The following is a 19,202-nucleotide window of genomic DNA, read 5'->3' on the forward strand; positions in this document are numbered from 1 at the left end:
TGAAATTCTCTTCATGCAAGGCAAAAAACCCTTCATTCGATAGTGTGCATCCATCCAGTATTTGGCCGTATACTCCTGTGTTTTCGAAGCCCGCCGAGCGAGGCCACTTTGGACAAGATCCTGATACGTGGGGCCCGTACCCACAACCTGAAGAACATCGACCTGACCCTGCCACGGGACAAACTGATCGTCATCACCGGCCTGTCCGGATCCGGCAAGTCGTCCCTGGCTTTCGACACGCTGTACGCCGAAGGTCAGCGCCGCTATGTCGAATCCCTGTCGGCCTATGCCCGGCAGTTCCTGTCGATGATGGAAAAACCCGACGTCGACACCATCGAAGGTCTGTCACCCGCCATTTCCATCGAACAGAAGTCGACCTCGCACAACCCGCGCTCCACGGTCGGCACCATCACCGAAATCTACGACTACCTGCGCCTGCTGTATGCACGCGTCGGTACACCGCGCTGCCCCGATCACGACATCCCGCTGGAAGCCCAGACCGTCAGCCAGATGGTCGACCTGGTGCTGGCCCAGCCGGAAGGCAGCAAGCTGATGCTGCTCGCACCGGTGATCCGCGAACGCAAGGGCGAACATCTGTCGGTGTTCGAAGAGCTGCGGGCCCAGGGTTTCGTCCGGGCACGGGTCAATGGTCGGCTATGCGAGCTGGACGAACTGCCGAAGCTCGACAAACAGAAGAAGCACACGATCGAGGTGGTAGTCGACCGTTTCAAGGTTCGCGCCGATCTGCAGCAGCGTCTCGCCGAGTCCTTCGAGACCGCCCTGAAGCTGGCGGACGGCATCGCCCTGGTGGCGCCGATGGACGACGAGCCGGGCGAAGAAATGATCTTTTCCGCGCGCTTCGCCTGCCCGATCTGCGGCCATGCGATCAGCGAGCTGGAACCCAAGCTGTTTTCCTTCAACAACCCGGCCGGTGCCTGCCCGACCTGCGATGGCCTGGGGGTAAAACAGTTCTTCGACATCAAGCGCCTGGTCAATGGCGAACTGACCCTGGCCGAAGGTGCGATACGCGGCTGGGACCGGCGCAACGTCTATTACTTCCAGATGCTTGGTTCGTTGGCCGCACACTACGGGTTCAGCCTGGAAAAACCTTTCAACGAGCTGAAGGCCGACCAGCAGAAGTACATCCTGCACGGCAGCGGTTCGCAGAACGTCGATTTCAAGTACCTCAATGATCGCGGCGACATCGTCAAGCGCTCGCACCCGTTCGAAGGCATCGTGCCCAACCTTGAGCGCCGCTATCGCGAAACCGAATCGGCCAGCGTGCGCGAAGAACTGGCGAAGTTCCTCAGCACCCAGTCCTGCCCGGATTGCCGCGGCACCCGTCTGCGGCGTGAAGCGCGGCACGTGTGGGTTGGCGAGAAAACGCTGCCGGCGGTGACCAACCTGCCGATCGGCGATGCCTGCGACTACTTCGGCGAGCTGAAAATGACCGGCCGCCGGGGCGAAATCGCTGACAAGATTCTCAAGGAAATCCGCGAGCGGCTGCAGTTCCTGGTCAATGTGGGGCTGGATTATCTGTCGCTGGATCGCAGTGCCGATACCCTGTCCGGCGGCGAAGCCCAGCGGATTCGTCTGGCCAGTCAGATCGGCGCCGGACTGGTCGGGGTTCTGTACATTCTCGATGAGCCGTCCATCGGCCTGCACCAGCGCGACAACGATCGCCTGCTCGGCACCCTGAAGCATCTGCGCGACATCGGTAACACGGTGATCGTGGTCGAGCACGATGAGGACGCGATCCGTCTGGCCGACTACGTCGTGGATATCGGTCCGGGTGCCGGGGTTCATGGCGGGCAGATCGTTGCCGAAGGCACTCCGGACGAAGTCATGGCGCACCCTGATTCGCTGACCGGCAAATACCTGTCGGGCCGGGTCAAGATCGAAGTGCCGGCCAAACGTACCCCGCGCAACAAGAAGCAGGTGCTCTCGCTCAAGGGCGCTCGTGGCAACAACCTGCGCAACGTCGATCTGGAGATTCCGATCGGCCTGCTGACCTGCGTGACCGGTGTTTCCGGCTCGGGCAAGTCAACGCTGATCAACAACACGCTGTTCCCCCTGAGCGCCACGGCACTTAACGGTGCAACCACCCTGGAAGCCGCGGCCCACGACAGCATCAAGGGTCTGGAGCATCTGGACAAGGTTGTCGATATCGACCAGAGCCCGATCGGTCGTACACCACGCTCCAACCCGGCGACCTATACGGGCTTGTTTACGCCGATCCGCGAACTGTTCGCCGGCGTGCCCGAGTCCCGCTCCCGTGGTTATGGCCCGGGGCGCTTCTCGTTCAACGTCAAGGGCGGTCGTTGCGAGGCCTGCCAGGGCGATGGCCTGATCAAGGTGGAAATGCACTTCCTGCCGGATATTTATGTTCCGTGCGACGTATGCAAGAGCAAGCGCTACAACCGCGAAACCCTGGAAATCAAATACAAGGGCAAGAGCATCCACGAAACCCTCGAGATGACGATCGAGGAAGCGCGGGAGTTCTTCGACGCGGTGCCGGCGCTGGCGCGCAAGCTGCAGACGCTGATGGATGTGGGCCTGTCGTACATCAAGCTTGGACAGTCGGCCACGACCCTGTCCGGTGGTGAGGCCCAACGGGTCAAGTTGTCTCGCGAGCTGTCCAAGCGCGACACCGGCAAGACCCTGTACATCCTCGATGAGCCGACCACCGGCCTGCACTTCGCGGATATCCAGCAACTGCTCGATGTGCTGCATCGCCTGCGTGACCACGGCAACACCGTGGTCGTGATCGAACATAACCTCGACGTGATCAAGACCGCCGACTGGCTGGTGGATCTCGGCCCGGAGGGTGGCTCGAAAGGCGGGCAGATCATTGCTACCGGTACGCCGGAGGAAGTGGCCGAGATGAAGCAGTCTCACACCGGCCATTACCTCAAGCCGCTGCTGATCCGCGATAGAGCCTGATTGACGGGCATGAAAAAGCCCCTGTCACTTCATCAGTGACAGGGGCTTTTTTGTAGCAACTGCAATCAGGAGGTGTGGGATTGCAGATAGTTCTGGATACCGATCAGCTTGATCAGGCCCAACTGTTTTTCCAGCCAGTAGGTGTGATCTTCTTCGGTGTCGTGCAACTGAAGCTTGAGGATATCGCGGCTTACGTAGTCACCGTGCTTTTCGCACAGTTCAATGCCCTTGCAGAGCGCGGCGCGTACCTTGTACTCAAGGCGCAGATCCGCTTCGAGCATGGTTTCCACCGTGGTGCCCACATCCAGATCATCCGGGCGCATGCGCGGGGTGCCTTCAAGCATCAGAATCCGGCGCATCAGGGCATCGGCGTGACCGGCTTCCTCTTCCATCTCGTGGTTGATTCGTTCGTAGAGCTTGGTGAATCCCCAGTCCTCATACATCCGCGAGTGAACGAAATATTGATCGCGCGCGGCCAGTTCGCCGGTCAGCAACGTGTTGAGGTAATCGATAACGTCTGGGTGGCCTTGCATCGCCCTACATCTCCCTTCCTGAAAGTCTGTAGTTTGAACCAACATGACCGCGAGGTCACTCACCTTGCGCAATAAAAGCGAAGACATTCTGAGAAAAGCAGGCTAAATAACGCAAAAACCGCCCCAATGAGGGCGGTTCTGCTTCTCGTTTAGACTTCGTTAAGCTGTACGTTGAGCAGCTTTGCGATTGCTTCTCCGTACGCCGGGTCGGCCTTGTGGAAATGCTGCAACTGACGGTCCACCACGTCACTCGAAACACCTGCCATCGCACCCGCGATGTTGCTGACCAGCAGGGTTTTCTGCTCTTCACTCATCAAACGGAACAGTGCACCGGCATGGCTGTAGTAATCGGTGTCTTCCCGGTGATCGTAGCGATCAGCCGCCCCGCTCAAGGCAAGTGCCGGTTCAGCATAGTGCGGCGCTTGCTTCGGCGACTCTACGTAGCTGTTCGGCTCATAGTTGGGCGCTGCGCCACCATTGCTGCCAAACGCCATCGCACCATCACGCTGATAGGTGTTGACCGGACTGCGCGGAGCGTTCACCGGCAGTTGCTGGTGATTGGTGCCTACACGGTAGCGATGCGCATCGGCATAAGCGAACACTCGACCTTGCAGCATACGATCCGGCGAAAGGCCTACGCCTGGCACCATATTGCTTGGACCGAACGCGGCTTGCTCGACTTCAGCAAAGTAATTCAGCGGATTGCGATTCAACTCAAGCTCACCGACTTCGATCAACGGGAACTCCTTCTGCGACCAGGTTTTGGTCACGTCAAACGGGTTCTCGTAATGCGCCGCGGCCTGGGCTTCGGTCATGATCTGGATACATACGCTCCATTTCGGGAAATCACCACGTTCGATGGCCTCGAACAGGTCACGTTGTGCGTAGTCTGGATCTGTGCCTGCCAGGCGTGCCGCCTCAGCCGGCGCGAGATTCTTGATTCCCTGCATGGTCTTGTAGTGCCACTTGACCCAATGACGCTCACCTTGTGCGTTGATCAGGCTGTAAGTATGACTGCCGAAACCGTGCATATGGCGGTATCCATCGGGAATTCCGCGATCAGAAAACAGGATAGTGACCTGGTGCAGCGCTTCGGGTGAGTGCGACCAGAAATCCCACATCATCTGCGCACTTTTCAGGTTGCTTTGCGGCAGACGCTTCTGGGTGTGGATAAAGTCAGGGAATTTCAGTGGATCACGAATGAAGAACACCGGAGTGTTGTTACCAACGATGTCCCAGTTACCTTCTTCGGTGTAGAACTTCAGAGCGAATCCACGAGGATCACGCTCGGTGTCAGCCGATCCGCGCTCACCACCCACCGTAGAGAATCGCAGGAAAGTCGGTGTCTGCTTGCCTACAGCAGAAAACAGCTTGGCGCTGGTGTACTGCGTGATATCGCGTGTGACGGTGAAAGTACCGTAGGCGCCCGAGCCTTTGGCGTGAACACGGCGCTCCGGAATGTTCTCCCGGTTGAAGTGGGCAAGCTTCTCGATCAAGTGAAAATCATCGAGCAGCAACGGACCACGCGGCCCGGCGGAACGGGAGTTCTGGTTGTCGGCGACAGGCGCGCCGCTGGCAGTCGTAAGCGTCTTGTTCTGGCTCATGCGATCTTCTTCCTCTGTCAGTCTTGAACTGCCGGCTAATCGGCTTGTTGGGAGTATCGATCATCACTATGACGTCCACAAATTCATTAACTTATGGCTATCAATAGAAAAATACTAACGATCAACCCCAGCATATAGTGCAGACCTCAACAGGGTAGAAGCTTGTACGAACGGCGCATTTCTTACAGACACAAAAAACCGGGCACTGGGCCCGGTTTTTTGTTTCAGACTGACGTCTTACTCAGCGGATACAGCTTCACCGCCGACAGCACGATCAACCAGTTCGACATACGCCATAGGCGCGTTGTCGCCAGCGCGGAAACCGCACTTGAGGATGCGCAGGTAGCCACCCTCACGGGTAGCGTAACGCTTGCCCAGGTCGTTGAAGAGCTTACCAACGATAGCTTTCGAACGAGTACGGTCGAAAGCCAGACGACGGTTAGCAACGCTGTCTGTCTTGGCCAGAGTGATCAGCGGCTCGGCAACGCGGCGCAGTTCTTTGGCTTTTGGCAGAGTAGTTTTGATCAGCTCGTGCTCGAACAGCGACACAGCCATGTTTTGGAACATGGCCTTGCGGTGCGAGCTGGTGCGGCTCAGGTGGCGACCACTTTTACGATGACGCATGGTTCATTCCTTACCAAACACTACGTTCGGTGATTACGACGATCAGGCAGTCGCCTTGTCGTCCTTCTTAAGACTTGCAGGCGGCCAGTTGTCGAGGCGCATGCCGAGGGACAGACCGCGGGAGGCCAGAACGTCCTTGATTTCAGTCAAGGATTTCTTGCCCAGGTTCGGAGTCTTCAACAGCTCTACTTCGGTACGCTGAATCAGGTCGCCGATGTAGTAGATGTTTTCCGCCTTAAGGCAGTTAGCCGAACGTACAGTCAGTTCCAGATCGTCAACCGGGCGAAGCAGGATCGGATCGATCTCGTCTTCCTGCTCGACAACCACTGGCTCACTGTCACCTTTGAGGTCTACGAACGCAGCCAACTGCTGTTGCAGGATGGTTGCAGCACGACGGATAGCCTCTTCAGGATCCAGAGTACCGTTGGTTTCCAGATCAATAACCAGCTTGTCCAGGTTGGTACGCTGTTCAACACGGGCGTTTTCCACCACGTATGCGATACGGCGAACCGGGCTGAACGAAGAGTCAAGCTGCAAACGACCGATGCTGCGGCTTTCGTCTTCATCGCTCTGACGCGAGTCGGCTGGTTCATAACCACGACCACGAGCTACGGTGAGCTTCATGTTCAGGGCGCCGTTAGACGCCAGGTTAGCGATTACGTGATCGGGATTAACGATCTCGACATCATGATCCAGCTGAATATCGGCAGCGGTAACCACCCCCGAACCCTTCTTCGACAAGGTCAGCGTAACTTCGTCACGGCCGTGCAGCTTGATAGCCAGACCTTTAAGGTTCAACAGGATTTCAATTACGTCTTCCTGTACACCTTCGATGGCGCTGTACTCGTGGAGCACACCGTCAATCTCGGCCTCGACTACTGCGCAGCCGGGCATTGAGGACAACAGGATGCGGCGCAGCGCGTTGCCCAGGGTGTGGCCGAAACCACGCTCGAGAGGCTCGAGAGTGATCTTGGCGCGGGTTGGACTGACAACCTGCACATCAATATGGCGGGGTGTCAGGAACTCATTTACCGAAATCTGCATGGATGCACCTATTTTCTAGCCCTTACTTGGAGTAGAGCTCGACAATCAGGCTTTCGTTGATGTCGGCGGACAGATCACTGCGAGCAGGAACGTTCTTGAAAACGCCCGACTTCTTCTCAGTGTCTACTTCTACCCACTCTACGCGGCCACGTTGAGCACACAGATCGAGAGCTTGGACAATGCGAAGTTGATTTTTTGCTTTCTCGCGAACAGCGACCACGTCACCAGCACGAACCTGGTACGAAGGAACGTTTACGGTTTGACCGTTAACGCTGATCGACTTGTGAGATACCAGCTGACGGGATTCGGCACGAGTCGAACCAAAGCCCATACGGTATACAACGTTGTCCAGACGGCATTCGAGCAGTTGCAGCAGGTTTTCACCGGTTGCACCTTTCTTGCTGGCAGCAGTTTTGTAGTAGCTGCTGAACTGACGCTCGAGAACGCCGTAGATACGACGAACCTTCTGCTTCTCACGCAGTTGGGTGCCGTAGTCGGACTGGCGACCGCGGCGCTGACCGTGGATACCAGGTGCTGCTTCAATGTTGCACTTCGATTCGATCGCGCGCACGCCGCTCTTCAGGAAGAGATCGGTGCCTTCGCGACGAGCGAGTTTGCATTTTGGACCAATGTAACGAGCCATTCTTTACAATCTCCTGGATTACACGCGGCGCTTCTTCGGCGGACGGCACCCGTTGTGCGGGATTGGCGTCACGTCGGTGATGCTGGCGATCTTGTAGCCACAGCCGTTCAAAGCGCGGACTGCGGATTCACGACCTGGACCTGGGCCCTTGACGTTTACGTCGAGGTTTTTCAGGCCGTATTCCAGCGCAGCTTGACCAGCACGCTCAGCAGCTACCTGAGCAGCGAACGGGGTGGACTTGCGGGAACCGCGGAAACCCGAACCACCGGAGGTAGCCCAGGAAAGAGCGTTACCTTGACGGTCGGTAATGGTCACGATGGTGTTGTTAAAAGAGGCATGGATGTGGGCGATGCCATCAACCACTGTCTTTTTAACTTTTTTACGAGGACGAGCAGCAGGTTTTGCCATGATTAAATTCCTGTCGATTCGCTGGGGCGATTACTTGCGGATCGGCTTACGCGGACCTTTACGGGTACGCGCGTTGGTCTTGGTACGCTGACCGCGTACTGGCAGACCACGACGATGACGCAGACCGCGATAGCAACCGAGGTCCATCAAGCGCTTGATTTTCATGTTGATTTCGCGACGCAGGTCACCTTCAGTGGTGAACTTCGCCACTTCGCCACGCAGCTGTTCAATTTGCTCGTCGCTCAGATCCTTGATCTTTGCTGCTGGGTTTACCCCAGTCACTGCACAGATTTTCTGCGCAGTAGTGCGACCAACACCATAGATGTAGGTCAGCGAGATAACAGTATGCTTGTTATCTGGAATGTTAACGCCTGCAATACGGGCCATTCAGTGGGACTCCAATTGACAGCTACCTACGCCCCGGAAGCCAAGAAATAGGGCGCGAGATAATATCGCTGTAATAACAAATAATCAACCCGGCAGCGCACTAGCTGCCGGGCTTGAAGCACAATCACACTCAGCCTTGGCGCTGTTTGTGACGCGGTTCCGCGCTGCAAATTACTCGAACAACACCTTCGCGGCGAATAATCTTGCAGTTACGGCACAGCTTTTTCACCGATGCACGAACTTTCATCACCAACTCCTCGAACCTTATGGGTACTCAGCGCAACATGCCGCTGCCGTAACCCTTCAGGTTGGCTTTCTTCATCAGGGATTCGTACTGGTGCGAAACGAGGTGCGATTGTACTTGGGACATGAAGTCCATCACAACCACGACCACGATCAGCAACGAGGTCCCGCCAAGGTAGAACGGAACGTTTGCTGCAACCACCAGGAACTGGGGCAACAGACACACGGCCGTCATGTAAAGAGCACCGAACATGGTCAAACGAGTCAGAACGCCATCAATGTAGCGCGCAGACTGCTCGCCTGGACGGATGCCCGGAATAAAGGCACCGGACTTCTTCAGGTTTTCCGCTACGTCTTTCGGATTGAACATCAACGCCGTATAGAAGAAGCAGAAGAAAATAATCCCTGCACTAAACAGCAGAATATTCAACGGCTGACCAGGAGCGATCGACTGCGAGATGTCCTGCAACCAGCCCATACCTTCAGACTGACCGAACCAGGCACCCAGCGAAGCCGGGAACAGCAAAATGCTGCTCGCGAAAATAGCCGGAATAACACCGGCCATGTTCACTTTCAGCGGCAGGTGGCTGGTCTGCGCAGCGAAAACCTTGCGGCCCTGCTGACGCTTGGCGTAGTGAACAGCGATACGACGCTGGCCACGCTCAATGAACACCACGAAACCGATAATCGCTACTGCCAGCAAACCGATGGCAACCAGGGCGAAGATGTTGATATCACCCTGACGCGCAGACTCGAAAGACTGCCCGATCGCTCTCGGAAGACCGGCGACGATACCCGAAAAAATCAACATCGAGATACCGTTGCCTACACCACGCTCAGTAATCTGCTCACCCAGCCACATCATGAACATCGCGCCAGCCACAAACGTGGATACCGCGACGAAATGGAAGCCAAAGTCACCAGTGAACGCAACGCCCTGCCCCGCCAAACCAATGGACATGCCAATGGCCTGAACGAGAGCGAGGACGACGGTGCCGTAGCGGGTGTACTGGCTGATCTTGCGACGGCCAGCTTCACCTTCCTTCTTCAACTGCTCCAGCTGCGGGCTGACGGCGGTCATCAGCTGCATGATGATCGATGCCGAAATGTACGGCATGATCCCCAGTGCAAAGATGCTCATCCGTTCCAGCGCGCCGCCGGAAAACATGTTGAACAAGCTAAGAATGGTCCCCTCATTCTGTCGAAACAGGTCCGCGAGTCGGTCCGGGTTGATACCTGGAACCGGGATGTGTGCGCCTATTCGGTAGACGATAATCGCCAGGAACAGAAAACGCAGACGAGCCCAGAGTTCAGACATACCGCCTTTGCCGAGCGCAGAGAGAGCACCTTGCTTAGCCATTTATTCCTCGAACTTGCCGCCAGCTGCTTCGATAGCCGCACGCGCACCTTTGGTGGCGCCGATTCCCTTGCCGATAGTGACAGCGCGAGCCACTTCACCGGACAGCATGATTTTCACACGCTGTACGTTGACGTTGATCACGTTGGCATCTTTCAGGGACTGCACGGTGACGATGTCGCCTTCCACTTTAGCCAGTTCGGACAGACGCACTTCTGCGCGATCCATGGCCTTCAGGGAAACGAAACCGAACTTCGGCAGGCGACGATGCAGCGGCTGTTGACCGCCTTCAAAGCCTGGAGCGATGGTGCCACCGGAGCGGGAGGTCTGACCTTTGTGACCACGGCCACCAGTCTTGCCCAAACCACTACCGATACCACGGCCCGGACGATGCTTTTCGCGGCGGGAACCCGGCGCTGGACTCAGATCATTGAGTTTCATCGATTAACCCTCGACACGCAGCATGTAGTAAGCCTTGTTGATCATCCCGCGATTCTCGGGAGTATCCTGGACTTCTACAGTGTGACCGATGCGACGCAGGCCCAGACCCTTAACGCACAGTTTGTGGTTAGGGATGCGGCCGGTCATGCTTTTGATCAGCGTAACTTTTACGGTAGCCATGATTACTTGATCTCCTCAACACGCAGACCACGCTTGGCCGCAATGGATTCAGGAGATTGCATGGCCTTCAGACCCTTGAAAGTGGCGTGAACCACGTTTACAGGGTTGGTCGAGCCGTAGCACTTGGCCAGAACGTTCTGGACGCCAGCAACTTCAAGGACAGCACGCATTGCGCCGCCAGCGATGATACCGGTACCTTCAGAAGCAGGCTGCATGTACACCTTCGAAGCGCCGTGGGCGGACTTCATTGCGTACTGCAGAGTGGTGCCGTTCAGATCAACCTGGATCATGTTGCGGCGAGCAGCTTCCATTGCCTTCTGGATCGCAGCAGGCACTTCACGCGACTTGCCACGGCCGAAGCCAACACGGCCTTTACCATCACCAACCACGGTCAACGCGGTGAAAGTGAAGATACGGCCGCCTTTAACGGTTTTTGCTACGCGGTTAACTTGAACCAGCTTCTCGATGTAGCCTTCGTCGCGCTTTTGGTCGTTATTTGACATAACTTAGAACTCCAGCCCAGCTTCACGAGCAGCATCAGCCAGCGCTTTAACGCGGCCATGGTACTTGAAGCCAGAGCGGTCGAAAGCCACCTGCGAGACGCCAGCGGCCTTAGCACGCGTAGCGACCAGCTGGCCAACCTTAGTGGCCGCGTCGATGTTGCCAGTGGCGCCATCACGCAGTTCTTTATCCAAAGTCGAGGCGCTTGCCAGGACTTTGTTGCCGTCGGCCGAAATGACCTGGGCGTAGATGTGCTGCGAAGAGCGGAACACGCAGAGACGCACGACTTCGAGTTCGTGCATTTTCAGGCGTGCTTTGCGAGCGCGACGCAGTCGAGTAACTTTTTTGTCGGTCATTTGCTATGCCCTACTTCTTCTTGGCTTCTTTACGACGGACGACTTCGTCCGCGTAGCGCACACCCTTGCCTTTGTACGGCTCTGGTGGACGGAAGTCGCGGATCTCGGCGGCCACTTGACCCACCAGCTGCTTGTCGATGCCCTTGATCAGGATATCGGTCTGGCTAGGAGTCTCAGCGGTGATGCCTTCCGGCAGTTCGTAATCCACTGGGTGCGAGAAGCCAAGAGCCAGGTTCAGCACCTGACCTTTTGCTTGCGCCTTGTAACCAACACCGACCAGCTGGAGCTTGCGCTCGAAGCCTTGGCTTACGCCCTGGACCATGTTGTTTACCAACGCACGAGTGGTACCGGCCATTGCGCGAGTCTGTTGATCGCCATTGCGAGCAGCAAAACGCAGCTCACCGGCTTCTTCAACGATTTCAACGGACGAATGGACGTTCAGTTCGAGAGTACCCTTGGCACCCTTCACCGAAAGCTGTTGGCCTGCGAATTTTACTTCGACACCGGCTGGCAGCTTAACGGGGTTCTTAGCGACGCGAGACATGCTTATCCCCCCTTAGAACACAGTGCAAAGAACTTCGCCGCCGACACCGGCAGCGCGCGCAGCACGATCAGTCATCACACCCTTGTTGGTGGAGACGATAGACACACCGAGACCGCCACGTACTTTTGGCAGTTCTTCGACGGACTTGTACTGACGCAGGCCTGGACGGCTAACGCGCTTGACTTCTTCGATAACCGGACGGCCTTCGAAATATTTCAGCTCGATAGACAGCAGTGGCTTGGTTTCGCTGCTGATCTGATAACCCGCGATGTAACCTTCGTCCTTCAGGACTTTAGCTACAGCCACCTTCAACGTGGAAGAAGGCATGCTTACGACGGACTTTTCAGCCATCTGGGCATTACGGATTCGAGTTAGCATGTCCGCTAACGGGTCCTGCATACTCATGGGCTAGACGCTCCTAATACAGAAAAATTAGCCTTGCGGCTACTACTTGTCGCCGAGAAACTCCGGGCAGAAAAACACGGGCTCAGGCGAGCCGGTCATTCTAGACACACCCCAGAAATGAATCAAGCCCCAAAAGGGGCTTGATTCATCTTCAAGGTCACCGATGGTCAGGCTCCTGAGACCCCGACCATCGAGACGTTGACAGCGATTACCAGCTGGCTTTAACCAGACCTGGAACGTCACCACGCATTGCAGCTTCACGCAGCTTGTTACGGCCCAGGCCGAACTTGCGGTAAACGCCGTGCGGACGACCAGTCAGACGGCAGCGGTTACGCATGCGCGAAGCGCTTGCGTCACGCGGCTGCTTCTGCAGAGCTACGGCAGCTTCCCAACGTGCTTCTGGACTTGCGTTCAGATCCACGATGATAGCTTTCAGCGCTGCACGCTTGACGGCGTACTTGGCAACGGTGAGCTGACGCTTCAGCTCACGGTTCTTCATGCTCTTCTTGGCCATTTTCCTACTCCAATCAGTTGCGGAACGGGAATTTGAAAGCACGCAGCAGAGCGCGGCCTTCGTCATCGTTCTTGGCAGTGGTGGTCAGGGTAATGTCCAGACCGCGGAGAGCATCGATCTTGTCGTAGTCGATTTCCGGGAAGATGATCTGCTCTTTCACGCCCATGCTGTAGTTGCCACGACCATCAAAGGACTTGGCATTCAGGCCGCGGAAGTCGCGAACCCGAGGCAGGGAGATCGACAGCAGACGATCCAGGAACTCGTACATACGCTCACGGCGCAGAGTCACTTTGACACCGATCGGCCAACCTTCGCGGACTTTGAAGCCAGCGATGGATTTGCGAGCGTAGGTCACAACGACTTTCTGGCCGGTGATCTTTTCCAGGTCAGCAACAGCGTGCTCGATGACTTTTTTGTCACCGATCGCTTCGCCCAGACCCATGTTCAGGGTGATTTTGGTAACGCGCGGAACTTCCATCACGTTGCCAAGCTTCAGTTCTTCCTTCAGCTTGGGAGCGATTTCCTTCCGGTAAATCTCTTGTAGTCGTGCCATGGTCTTCTACCTAGCAGTGTTCAAGCATCAACCGCTTTTTGGGTCGACTTGAAGACACGAATTTTCTTACCGTCTTCCACTTTGAAACCAACGCGGTCAGCCTTGTTGGTTTCGCCGTTGAAGATGGCAACGTTGGAAGCGTGCAGTGGCGCTTCTTTCTCGACGATACCGCCTTGTACGCCCGACATCGGGTTAGGCTTGGTATGACGCTTGACCAGGTTCAGACCACCAACAACCAGACGGTTGTCAGCCAGAACCTTCAGCACCTTACCGCGCTTGCCTTTGTCTTTGCCGGCGATCACGATGATCTCGTCGTCACGACGAATCTTTTGCATGTCGGATCTCCTTACAGCACTTCTGGGGCGAGCGAGACGATCTTCATGAACTTCTCAGTACGAAGTTCACGGGTCACTGGCCCAAAGATACGGGTGCCGATCGGCTCTTGCTTGTTGTTCAACAGAACAGCAGCGTTGCCATCAAAGCGGATAATGGAGCCATCAGCACGGCGTACGCCGTGACGAGTGCGGACTACAACAGCAGTCATCACTTGGCCTTTTTTCACCTTACCGCGAGGAATTGCTTCCTTCACGGTAACTTTGATGATGTCACCGATACCAGCGTAACGACGATGGGAGCCACCCAGCACCTTGATGCACATAACGCGGCGAGCGCCGCTGTTATCGGCCACATCGAGCATGGATTGAGTCTGAATCATATAATTTCTCCGACCCCTAGCCCTTAGACTTCCACAGCGCGTTCGAGAACTTCAACCAGCGCCCAAGACTTGGTCTTGGCCATCGGACGAGTTTCACGAATAGTGACCTTGTCGCCGATGTGGCACTGATTGGTTTCGTCGTGCGCGTGCAGCTTAGTCGAACGCTTAACGTATTTACCGTAGATCGGGTGCTTCACGCGACGCTCGATCAGAACGGTGATGGTTTTGTCCATCTTGTCGCTGACAACACGGCCAGTCAGCGTACGGACAGTTTTTTCGGCTTCAGCCATGATCACTTACCTGCCTGCTGGTTGAGCACAGTCTTCACGCGAGCGATGTCACGCTTAACTTGCGAGAGCAGATGAGACTGCCCCAACTGGCCAGTTGCTTTCTGCATACGCAGATTGAACTGGTCGCGCAGCAAGCCGAGCAGTTGCTCGTTCAGCTGCTGTGCGGATTTTTCACGAAGTTCATTCGCTTTCATCACATCACCGTCCGCTTAACAAAGGAGGTGGCGAGCGGCAGCTTTGCAGCAGCCAGGGCGAAAGCCTCACGCGCCAGCTCTTCAGAAACACCCTCGATTTCATACAGGACTTTGCCTGGCTGAATCTGGGCAACCCAGTATTCCACGTTACCCTTACCTTTACCCATACGAACCTCGAGAGGCTTCTTGGAGATCGGCTTGTCCGGGAATACACGGATCCAGATCTTGCCACCACGTTTTACGTGACGGGTCAGAGCACGACGCGCTGACTCGATCTGACGAGCGGTGAGACGACCACGAGCAACAGACTTCAGCGCGAACTCGCCGAAGCTGACTTTGCTACCGCGCAGCGCCAGACCACGGTTGTGGCCGGTCATCTGCTTGCGGAACTTCGTACGCTTTGGTTGCAACATTTGGCGTACCCCTTACTTAGCAGCTTTTTTACGAGGCGCTGGTGCTTGTGGTTTCAGTTCTTCTTGGCGACCACCAATTACTTCGCCTTTGAAGATCCAAACCTTTACACCGATCACACCGTAAGTGGTGTGAGCTTCGTAGGTGGCATAGTCGATATCGGCACGCAGGGTGTGCAGTGGCACACGACCTTCGCGATACCATTCAGTACGTGCGATTTCAGCACCGCCGAGACGACCGCTCACTTGGATTTTGATGCCTTTGGCACCAATGCGCATGGCGTTCTGTACGGCGCGCTTCATGGCGCGACGGAACATCACACGACGCTCCAGCTGCTGAGCTACGCTCTGGGCAACCAGCATACCGTCGAGCTCCGGCTTGCGGATCTCTTCGATATTGATGTGCACAGGCACACCCATTTGCTTGGTCAGGTCCTGACGCAGTTTCTCAACATCCTCACCTTTCTTCCCGATTACGATACCTGGGCGAGCGGTGTGAATGGTGATGCGTGCAGTTTGAGCCGGACGATGAATGTCGATACGGCTTACGGACGCGCTTTTTAGTTTGTCTTGGAGATACTCACGCACATTCAGATCTGCGAGCAAATAGTCCGCATAAGTCCGACCGTCTGCGTACCAGACGGAGGTGTGCTCCTTGACGATTCCCAGGCGAATGCCAATGGGATGTACTTTCTGACCCATCTCTTCGACTCCGTTACTTGTCAGCAACCTTGACAGTGATATGGCAAGACCGCTTGACGATGCGATCAGCACGGCCTTTGGCACGTGGCATGATGCGCTTCAGCGAACGCCCTTCGTTGACGAAAACAGTGCTGACCTTCAGGTCATCAACGTCTGCGCCTTCGTTATGCTCGGCGTTGGCCACGGCCGACTCCAGCACTTTTTTCATGATCTCGGCGGCTTTCTTACTGCTGAAAGCCAACAGGTTGAGCGCGTCGCCCACCTTCTTCCCGCGGATCTGGTCGGCGACCAAGCGGGCTTTCTGGGCGGAGATTCGAGCGCCCGACAACTTAGCGGCTACTTCCATTTCCTTACCCCTTAACGCTTGGCTTTCTTGTCTGCCACGTGCCCGCGATAGTTGCGGGTACCGGCGAACTCGCCCAGTTTGTGGCCGACCATGTCTTCGTTAACGAGAACTGGGACGTGCTGACGACCGTTGTGTACTGCGATGGTCAGACCGACCATTTGTGGCAGGATCATCGAACGGCGCGACCAAGTCTTAATTGGTTTGCGATCGTTCTTTTCCGCCGCCACTTCGATCTTCTTCAGTAGGTGAAGATCAATAAAAGGACCTTTTTTCAGAGAACGTGGCACTGTCGTATCCCTCTATTTACTTGCGACGACGGACGATCATTTTGTCGGTACGCTTGTTACCACGAGTCTTCGCGCCCTTAGTCGGGAAGCCCCATGGCGATACCGGATGACGACCACCAGAGGTACGACCTTCACCACCACCATGTGGGTGGTCAACCGGGTTCATGGCAACACCACGAACGGTTGGGCGAACGCCACGCCAGCGCTTGGCACCAGCTTTACCCAGCGAACGCAGGCTGTGCTCGGAGTTCGAGACTTCGCCCAGGGTCGCGCGGCATTCAGCCAGCACTTTACGCATTTCACCGGAACGCAGACGCACGGTAACGTAAACACCTTCACGAGCGATCAACTGAGCCGAAGCACCAGCGGAACGAGCGATCTGTGCACCTTTACCTGGCTTCAGTTCGATACCGTGTACAGTGGAACCAACCGGAATGTTGCGCAGTTGCAGAGCGTTGCCTGGCTTGATTGGAGCCAGAGCACCCGCTACCAGCTGATCGCCAGCGCTCACGCCTTTAGGGGCGATGATGTAGCGGCGTTCGCCGTCTGCGTAGCACAGCAGAGCGATGTGAGCAGTACGGTTTGGATCGTATTCGATACGCTCGACGGTGGCGACGATGCCATCCTTGTCGTTGCGACGAAAATCGACCATACGGTAATGCTGCTTATGACCACCACCAACGTGACGAGTGGTAATGCGGCCATTGTTGTTACGACCACCAGACTTCGATTTCTTCTCGAGCAGCGGTGCGTGAGGAGCGCCTTTGTGCAGCTCCTGGTTGACCACCTTGACCACAAAACGGCGGCCAGGGGAAGTCGGTTTGCATTTAACGATTGCCATGATGCACCCCTTCCTTACTCAGCACTGCTGCTGAAATCGAGATCTTGGCCTGGCTGAAGGGAGATAACTGCCTTCTTCCAGTCATTACGCTTGCCCAGACCGCGAGCGGTGCGCTTGCTCTTACCCAGGACATTCAGGGTAGTAACACGCTCAACTTTCACGCTGAACAGGCTTTCGACGGCCTTCTTGATTTCCAGCTTGGTTGCATCGGTAGCAACCTTGAAAACGAACTGGCCTTTCTTGTCCGCCAGAACCGTAGCCTTCTCGGAAACGTGCGGGCCAAGCAGAACTTTAAATACGCGTTCCTGGTTCATCCCAGCAGCTCCTCGAATTTCTTCACGGCCGACACGGTGATCAACACCTTGTCGTATGCGATCAGACTAACTGGATCGGAACCTTGCACATCACGTACATCTACGTGCGGCAGGTTGCGAGCAGCCAGGTACAGGTTCTGATCAACGGCGTCCGACACGATCAGTACGTCGGTCAGGCTCATGCCGTTCAGTTTGCCCAGCAGGTCTTTGGTTTTCGGAGTTTCAACTGCGAAATCCTGAACCACGACCAGACGATCAGTACGCACAAGCTCAGCAAGGATGGAACGCATTGCTGCGCGATACATCTTCTTGTTCAGCTTCTGGGAGTGATCCTGTGGACGAGCTGCGAAAGTGGTGCCGCCGCCACGCCAGATTGGGCTACGGATAGTACCGGCACGAGCACGGCCAGTACCTTTCTGACGCCATGGGCGCTTGCCGCCACCACGAACGTCGGAACGGGTCTTTTGCTGCTTGCTACCTTGACGGCCGCCAGCCATGTAGGCCACGACTGCTTGGTGAACCAGCGTCTCGTTGAACTCGCCGCCAAATGTCAGTTCGGAAACTTCGATCGCTTGAGCGTCATTTACATTTAATTGCATGTCAGCTTCCCCTTAACCGCGAGCCTTGGCTGCTGGACGTACAACCACGTTGCCGCCAGTAGCGCCAGGAACAGCACCCTTGACCAACAACAGATTGCGTTCAGCGTCCACGCGCACTACTTCCAGGGACTGCACGGTCACGCGCTCAGCGCCCATATGACCGGACATTTTTTTGCCCTTGAATACACGACCAGGAGTCTGGCACTGGCCGATAGAGCCTGGGACGCGGTGGGATACGGAGTTACCGTGGGTGTTATCTTGCCCGCGGAAATTCCAGCGCTTGATCGTACCCTGGAAGCCTTTACCCTTGGACTGACCGGTTACATCAACCAGCTGACCAGCAGCGAAGATTTCAGCGTTGATCAGGTCACCGGCCTTGTATTCGCCTTCTTCAAGACGGAATTCCAGCACGGTACGACCGGCAGCTACGTTCGCCTTGGCGAAGTGACCAGCCTGAGCAGCTGTTACACGGGAAGCACGACGCTCGCCGACAGTGACTTGCACTGCACGATAGCCATCGGTTTCTTCAGTTTTGAACTGGGTGACGCGATTCGGCTCGATCTCAATGACCGTGACCGGAATGGAGACACCTTCTTCGGTGAAAATACGGGTCATACCCGCTTTACGACCGACTACACCAATAGTCATGTTGTAAACCTCATGAGTGTACGGGGCTTTCACCCGCTATGGCCGCCCATTTCAGAGCGTTACACGACCAAGACCGAGTCTTAGCCGAGGCTGATCTGCACTTCCACACCGGCCGCAAGATCCAGCTTCATAAGTGCATCAACGGTTTTATCCGTTGGCTGAACGATGTCCAGAACGCGCTTATGAGTGCGGATTTCGTACTGGTCACGCGCGTCTTTGTTGACGTGCGGGGAAACCAGAACGGTAAACCGCTCTTTACGGGTAGGCAGTGGAATTGGACCACGCACTTGAGCACCAGTACGTTTCGCGGTTTCCACGATTTCCTGGGTTGATTGGTCGATCAGGCGATGGTCAAAAGCCTTCAACCTGATACGGATTTGCTGATTTTGCATTGGATTTCAGACTCCGGCTGCTATTCCCACCGGGCGCAATACGCCCGTTAAAAGGAGGCGCAATTCTATAGACGCCCCAGATAGGTGTCAACCCAATAAAAAAGCCCCCGCTAAGCGGGGGCTTTTTCAACTCATCAAGCCTTCTCTAAAAAGAGATTACTCGATGATTTTGGCTACGACGCCT

General features: G+C 55.9%; 31 protein-coding genes. 1 reads left to right on the forward strand and 30 read right to left on the reverse strand.

The annotated features are described in order from the left end of the window. Positions 1 to 108 precede the first annotated feature (108 nt). Positions 109 to 2,943: an excinuclease ABC subunit UvrA gene (uvrA, locus tag ACK6BI_RS05870; RefSeq protein ID WP_260521199.1), complete on the forward strand. Its 2,835-nt coding sequence runs from the start codon at positions 109 to 111 to the stop codon at positions 2,941 to 2,943. Positions 2,944 to 3,008: 65 nt separating this feature from the next. On the opposite strand, the gene bfr is transcribed toward uvrA, so the two are convergent. The 30 genes from bfr to rpsJ form a co-directional block, all read right to left on the reverse strand. Next, the gene (bfr, locus tag ACK6BI_RS05875) at positions 3,009 to 3,476 is read right to left on the reverse strand and encodes a bacterioferritin (RefSeq protein WP_065259514.1); all 468 of its coding nucleotides are present in this window, start codon (positions 3,474 to 3,476) and stop codon (positions 3,009 to 3,011) included. 149 nt (positions 3,477 to 3,625) lie between these two features. Beyond that, positions 3,626 to 5,080, reverse strand: coding sequence for a catalase (locus ACK6BI_RS05880; protein WP_409316337.1), 1,455 nt, complete (start codon positions 5,078 to 5,080; stop codon positions 3,626 to 3,628). Positions 5,081 to 5,317: 237 nt separating this feature from the next. Then, a complete protein-coding gene (gene rplQ, locus ACK6BI_RS05885) occupies positions 5,318 to 5,704 on the reverse strand; it encodes a 50S ribosomal protein L17 (protein WP_007955635.1) in 387 nt (128 codons plus the stop codon). A gap of 42 nt (positions 5,705 to 5,746) precedes the next feature. Beyond that, on the reverse strand, positions 5,747 to 6,748 hold the full coding sequence (locus ACK6BI_RS05890) for a DNA-directed RNA polymerase subunit alpha (RefSeq protein ID WP_003186012.1): 1,002 nt from the start codon (positions 6,746 to 6,748) through the stop codon (positions 5,747 to 5,749). Between the two features lie 22 nt (positions 6,749 to 6,770). Beyond that, positions 6,771 to 7,391, reverse strand: a complete 621-nt coding sequence (gene rpsD, locus ACK6BI_RS05895; RefSeq protein WP_065259512.1) for a 30S ribosomal protein S4 — start codon at positions 7,389 to 7,391, stop codon at positions 6,771 to 6,773. An 18-nt stretch (positions 7,392 to 7,409) separates the two neighbouring features. Next, positions 7,410 to 7,799, reverse strand: a complete 390-nt coding sequence (gene rpsK / locus ACK6BI_RS05900) for a 30S ribosomal protein S11 (protein ID WP_002555466.1) — start codon at positions 7,797 to 7,799, stop codon at positions 7,410 to 7,412. 30 nt (positions 7,800 to 7,829) lie between these two features. Beyond that, positions 7,830 to 8,186: a 30S ribosomal protein S13 gene (gene rpsM, locus ACK6BI_RS05905; RefSeq protein WP_003186020.1), complete on the reverse strand. Its 357-nt coding sequence runs from the start codon at positions 8,184 to 8,186 to the stop codon at positions 7,830 to 7,832. A 130-nt stretch (positions 8,187 to 8,316) separates the two neighbouring features. After that, complete coding sequence (rpmJ, locus tag ACK6BI_RS05910) at positions 8,317 to 8,433, reverse strand: 50S ribosomal protein L36 (protein WP_002555468.1); 117 nt, start codon at positions 8,431 to 8,433, stop codon at positions 8,317 to 8,319. A 27-nt stretch (positions 8,434 to 8,460) separates the two neighbouring features. After that, the gene (secY, locus tag ACK6BI_RS05915) at positions 8,461 to 9,789 is read right to left on the reverse strand and encodes a preprotein translocase subunit SecY (RefSeq protein WP_003228718.1); all 1,329 of its coding nucleotides are present in this window, start codon (positions 9,787 to 9,789) and stop codon (positions 8,461 to 8,463) included. Then, a complete protein-coding gene (rplO, locus tag ACK6BI_RS05920) occupies positions 9,790 to 10,227 on the reverse strand; it encodes a 50S ribosomal protein L15 (RefSeq protein WP_011336169.1) in 438 nt (145 codons plus the stop codon). Positions 10,228 to 10,230: 3 nt separating this feature from the next. Continuing rightward, positions 10,231 to 10,407, reverse strand: coding sequence for a 50S ribosomal protein L30 (gene rpmD, locus ACK6BI_RS05925; protein ID WP_003176408.1), 177 nt, complete (start codon positions 10,405 to 10,407; stop codon positions 10,231 to 10,233). 2 nt (positions 10,408 to 10,409) lie between these two features. Beyond that, a complete protein-coding gene (gene rpsE, locus ACK6BI_RS05930; RefSeq protein WP_007955637.1) occupies positions 10,410 to 10,910 on the reverse strand; it encodes a 30S ribosomal protein S5 in 501 nt (166 codons plus the stop codon). A gap of 3 nt (positions 10,911 to 10,913) precedes the next feature. Further along, a complete protein-coding gene (rplR, locus tag ACK6BI_RS05935) occupies positions 10,914 to 11,264 on the reverse strand; it encodes a 50S ribosomal protein L18 (protein ID WP_003186037.1) in 351 nt (116 codons plus the stop codon). Between the two features lie 10 nt (positions 11,265 to 11,274). Next, the gene (rplF, locus tag ACK6BI_RS05940) at positions 11,275 to 11,808 is read right to left on the reverse strand and encodes a 50S ribosomal protein L6 (RefSeq protein WP_065259511.1); all 534 of its coding nucleotides are present in this window, start codon (positions 11,806 to 11,808) and stop codon (positions 11,275 to 11,277) included. 12 nt (positions 11,809 to 11,820) lie between these two features. After that, positions 11,821 to 12,213 carry a 30S ribosomal protein S8 gene (gene rpsH / locus ACK6BI_RS05945; RefSeq protein WP_011336171.1) on the reverse strand — a complete coding sequence of 131 codons (393 nt, stop codon included), beginning with the start codon at positions 12,211 to 12,213 and terminating at the stop codon, positions 11,821 to 11,823. 208 nt (positions 12,214 to 12,421) lie between these two features. Next, positions 12,422 to 12,727, reverse strand: a complete 306-nt coding sequence (gene rpsN / locus ACK6BI_RS05950) for a 30S ribosomal protein S14 (RefSeq protein WP_065259510.1) — start codon at positions 12,725 to 12,727, stop codon at positions 12,422 to 12,424. 13 nt (positions 12,728 to 12,740) lie between these two features. Then, the gene (rplE, locus tag ACK6BI_RS05955; protein ID WP_003194642.1) at positions 12,741 to 13,280 is read right to left on the reverse strand and encodes a 50S ribosomal protein L5; all 540 of its coding nucleotides are present in this window, start codon (positions 13,278 to 13,280) and stop codon (positions 12,741 to 12,743) included. Positions 13,281 to 13,300: 20 nt separating this feature from the next. Then, positions 13,301 to 13,615 (reverse strand): 50S ribosomal protein L24, encoded by a 315-nt coding sequence (gene rplX / locus ACK6BI_RS05960; protein WP_003186046.1) that lies wholly within the window; start codon positions 13,613 to 13,615, stop codon positions 13,301 to 13,303. An 11-nt stretch (positions 13,616 to 13,626) separates the two neighbouring features. After that, on the reverse strand, positions 13,627 to 13,995 hold the full coding sequence (rplN, locus tag ACK6BI_RS05965; RefSeq protein WP_002555479.1) for a 50S ribosomal protein L14: 369 nt from the start codon (positions 13,993 to 13,995) through the stop codon (positions 13,627 to 13,629). A 23-nt stretch (positions 13,996 to 14,018) separates the two neighbouring features. Next, a complete protein-coding gene (gene rpsQ, locus ACK6BI_RS05970; RefSeq protein ID WP_065259509.1) occupies positions 14,019 to 14,285 on the reverse strand; it encodes a 30S ribosomal protein S17 in 267 nt (88 codons plus the stop codon). 2 nt (positions 14,286 to 14,287) lie between these two features. After that, positions 14,288 to 14,479, reverse strand: a complete 192-nt coding sequence (gene rpmC / locus ACK6BI_RS05975) for a 50S ribosomal protein L29 (RefSeq protein WP_002555481.1) — start codon at positions 14,477 to 14,479, stop codon at positions 14,288 to 14,290. Next, positions 14,479 to 14,892, reverse strand: a complete 414-nt coding sequence (gene rplP / locus ACK6BI_RS05980) for a 50S ribosomal protein L16 (protein ID WP_003228729.1) — start codon at positions 14,890 to 14,892, stop codon at positions 14,479 to 14,481. The genes rpmC and rplP overlap by 1 nt, the downstream gene beginning before the upstream one ends. Before the next feature lie 12 nt (positions 14,893 to 14,904). Beyond that, positions 14,905 to 15,591 (reverse strand): 30S ribosomal protein S3, encoded by a 687-nt coding sequence (gene rpsC, locus ACK6BI_RS05985; protein ID WP_007924192.1) that lies wholly within the window; start codon positions 15,589 to 15,591, stop codon positions 14,905 to 14,907. 13 nt (positions 15,592 to 15,604) lie between these two features. Beyond that, the gene (gene rplV, locus ACK6BI_RS05990; protein ID WP_003304070.1) at positions 15,605 to 15,937 is read right to left on the reverse strand and encodes a 50S ribosomal protein L22; all 333 of its coding nucleotides are present in this window, start codon (positions 15,935 to 15,937) and stop codon (positions 15,605 to 15,607) included. Positions 15,938 to 15,948: 11 nt separating this feature from the next. Continuing rightward, positions 15,949 to 16,224 carry a 30S ribosomal protein S19 gene (gene rpsS, locus ACK6BI_RS05995; RefSeq protein WP_011336172.1) on the reverse strand — a complete coding sequence of 92 codons (276 nt, stop codon included), beginning with the start codon at positions 16,222 to 16,224 and terminating at the stop codon, positions 15,949 to 15,951. A 16-nt stretch (positions 16,225 to 16,240) separates the two neighbouring features. After that, a complete protein-coding gene (gene rplB, locus ACK6BI_RS06000; protein WP_065259508.1) occupies positions 16,241 to 17,065 on the reverse strand; it encodes a 50S ribosomal protein L2 in 825 nt (274 codons plus the stop codon). Positions 17,066 to 17,079: 14 nt separating this feature from the next. After that, on the reverse strand, positions 17,080 to 17,379 hold the full coding sequence (gene rplW, locus ACK6BI_RS06005; protein WP_002555488.1) for a 50S ribosomal protein L23: 300 nt from the start codon (positions 17,377 to 17,379) through the stop codon (positions 17,080 to 17,082). After that, positions 17,376 to 17,978, reverse strand: a complete 603-nt coding sequence (rplD, locus tag ACK6BI_RS06010; protein ID WP_409316338.1) for a 50S ribosomal protein L4 — start codon at positions 17,976 to 17,978, stop codon at positions 17,376 to 17,378. The genes rplW and rplD overlap by 4 nt, the downstream gene beginning before the upstream one ends. A 12-nt stretch (positions 17,979 to 17,990) precedes the next feature. Then, positions 17,991 to 18,626, reverse strand: coding sequence for a 50S ribosomal protein L3 (rplC, locus tag ACK6BI_RS06015; RefSeq protein WP_065259507.1), 636 nt, complete (start codon positions 18,624 to 18,626; stop codon positions 17,991 to 17,993). Positions 18,627 to 18,706: 80 nt separating this feature from the next. After that, positions 18,707 to 19,018 (reverse strand): 30S ribosomal protein S10, encoded by a 312-nt coding sequence (gene rpsJ, locus ACK6BI_RS06020; protein ID WP_003186070.1) that lies wholly within the window; start codon positions 19,016 to 19,018, stop codon positions 18,707 to 18,709. Positions 19,019 to 19,202 lie beyond the last annotated feature (184 nt).

The organism is Pseudomonas sp. KCJK9016 (assembly GCF_046231795.1).
Lineage (GTDB): Bacteria > Pseudomonadota > Gammaproteobacteria > Pseudomonadales > Pseudomonadaceae > Aquipseudomonas > Aquipseudomonas bananamidigenes.

Bases quoted from the DNA above. Each gene is read 5' to 3' on its own strand.
- rplR (WP_003186037.1), bottom strand. From the start codon at position 11,264: ATGACCGACAAAAAAGTTACTCGACTGCGTCGCGCTCGCAAAGCACGC.
- rplX (WP_003186046.1), bottom strand. From the start codon at position 13,615: ATGCAAAAGATTCGTCGTGACGACGAGATCATCGTGATCGCCGGCAAA.
- rplF (WP_065259511.1), bottom strand. From the start codon at position 11,808: ATGTCTCGCGTCGCTAAGAACCCCGTTAAGCTGCCAGCCGGTGTCGAA.
- ACK6BI_RS05890 (WP_003186012.1), bottom strand. From the start codon at position 6,748: ATGCAGATTTCGGTAAATGAGTTCCTGACACCCCGCCATATTGATGTG.
- rplW (WP_002555488.1), bottom strand. From the start codon at position 17,379: ATGAACCAGGAACGCGTATTTAAAGTTCTGCTTGGCCCGCACGTTTCC.
- rplP (WP_003228729.1), bottom strand. From the start codon at position 14,892: ATGTTGCAACCAAAGCGTACGAAGTTCCGCAAGCAGATGACCGGCCAC.
- rplB (WP_065259508.1), bottom strand. From the start codon at position 17,065: ATGGCAATCGTTAAATGCAAACCGACTTCCCCTGGCCGCCGTTTTGTG.
- rplN (WP_002555479.1), bottom strand. From the start codon at position 13,995: ATGATTCAGACTCAATCCATGCTCGATGTGGCCGATAACAGCGGCGCT.
- rpsQ (WP_065259509.1), bottom strand. From the start codon at position 14,285: ATGGCTGAAGCCGAAAAAACTGTCCGTACGCTGACTGGCCGTGTTGTC.
- rpsM (WP_003186020.1), bottom strand. From the start codon at position 8,186: ATGGCCCGTATTGCAGGCGTTAACATTCCAGATAACAAGCATACTGTT.
- bfr (WP_065259514.1), bottom strand. From the start codon at position 3,476: ATGCAAGGCCACCCAGACGTTATCGATTACCTCAACACGTTGCTGACC.
- rpsD (WP_065259512.1), bottom strand. From the start codon at position 7,391: ATGGCTCGTTACATTGGTCCAAAATGCAAACTCGCTCGTCGCGAAGGC.
- rplO (WP_011336169.1), bottom strand. From the start codon at position 10,227: ATGAAACTCAATGATCTGAGTCCAGCGCCGGGTTCCCGCCGCGAAAAG.
- rpmJ (WP_002555468.1), bottom strand. From the start codon at position 8,433: ATGAAAGTTCGTGCATCGGTGAAAAAGCTGTGCCGTAACTGCAAGATT.
- rplV (WP_003304070.1), bottom strand. From the start codon at position 15,937: ATGGAAGTAGCCGCTAAGTTGTCGGGCGCTCGAATCTCCGCCCAGAAA.
- rplC (WP_065259507.1), bottom strand. From the start codon at position 18,626: ATGACTATTGGTGTAGTCGGTCGTAAAGCGGGTATGACCCGTATTTTC.
- rpsK (WP_002555466.1), bottom strand. From the start codon at position 7,799: ATGGCAAAACCTGCTGCTCGTCCTCGTAAAAAAGTTAAAAAGACAGTG.
- rpsH (WP_011336171.1), bottom strand. From the start codon at position 12,213: ATGAGTATGCAGGACCCGTTAGCGGACATGCTAACTCGAATCCGTAAT.
- rplQ (WP_007955635.1), bottom strand. From the start codon at position 5,704: ATGCGTCATCGTAAAAGTGGTCGCCACCTGAGCCGCACCAGCTCGCAC.
- rpsJ (WP_003186070.1), bottom strand. From the start codon at position 19,018: ATGCAAAATCAGCAAATCCGTATCAGGTTGAAGGCTTTTGACCATCGC.
- rplD (WP_409316338.1), bottom strand. From the start codon at position 17,978: ATGCAATTAAATGTAAATGACGCTCAAGCGATCGAAGTTTCCGAACTG.
- ACK6BI_RS05880 (WP_409316337.1), bottom strand. From the start codon at position 5,080: ATGAGCCAGAACAAGACGCTTACGACTGCCAGCGGCGCGCCTGTCGCC.
- rpmC (WP_002555481.1), bottom strand. From the start codon at position 14,479: ATGAAAGCGAATGAACTTCGTGAAAAATCCGCACAGCAGCTGAACGAG.
- rpmD (WP_003176408.1), bottom strand. From the start codon at position 10,407: ATGGCTACCGTAAAAGTTACGCTGATCAAAAGCATGACCGGCCGCATC.
- rpsC (WP_007924192.1), bottom strand. From the start codon at position 15,591: ATGGGTCAGAAAGTACATCCCATTGGCATTCGCCTGGGAATCGTCAAG.
- rplE (WP_003194642.1), bottom strand. From the start codon at position 13,280: ATGGCACGACTACAAGAGATTTACCGGAAGGAAATCGCTCCCAAGCTG.
- rpsE (WP_007955637.1), bottom strand. From the start codon at position 10,910: ATGTCAAATAACGACCAAAAGCGCGACGAAGGCTACATCGAGAAGCTG.
- rpsN (WP_065259510.1), bottom strand. From the start codon at position 12,727: ATGGCCAAGAAGAGCATGAAGAACCGTGAGCTGAAGCGTCAGCTCACC.
- secY (WP_003228718.1), bottom strand. From the start codon at position 9,789: ATGGCTAAGCAAGGTGCTCTCTCTGCGCTCGGCAAAGGCGGTATGTCT.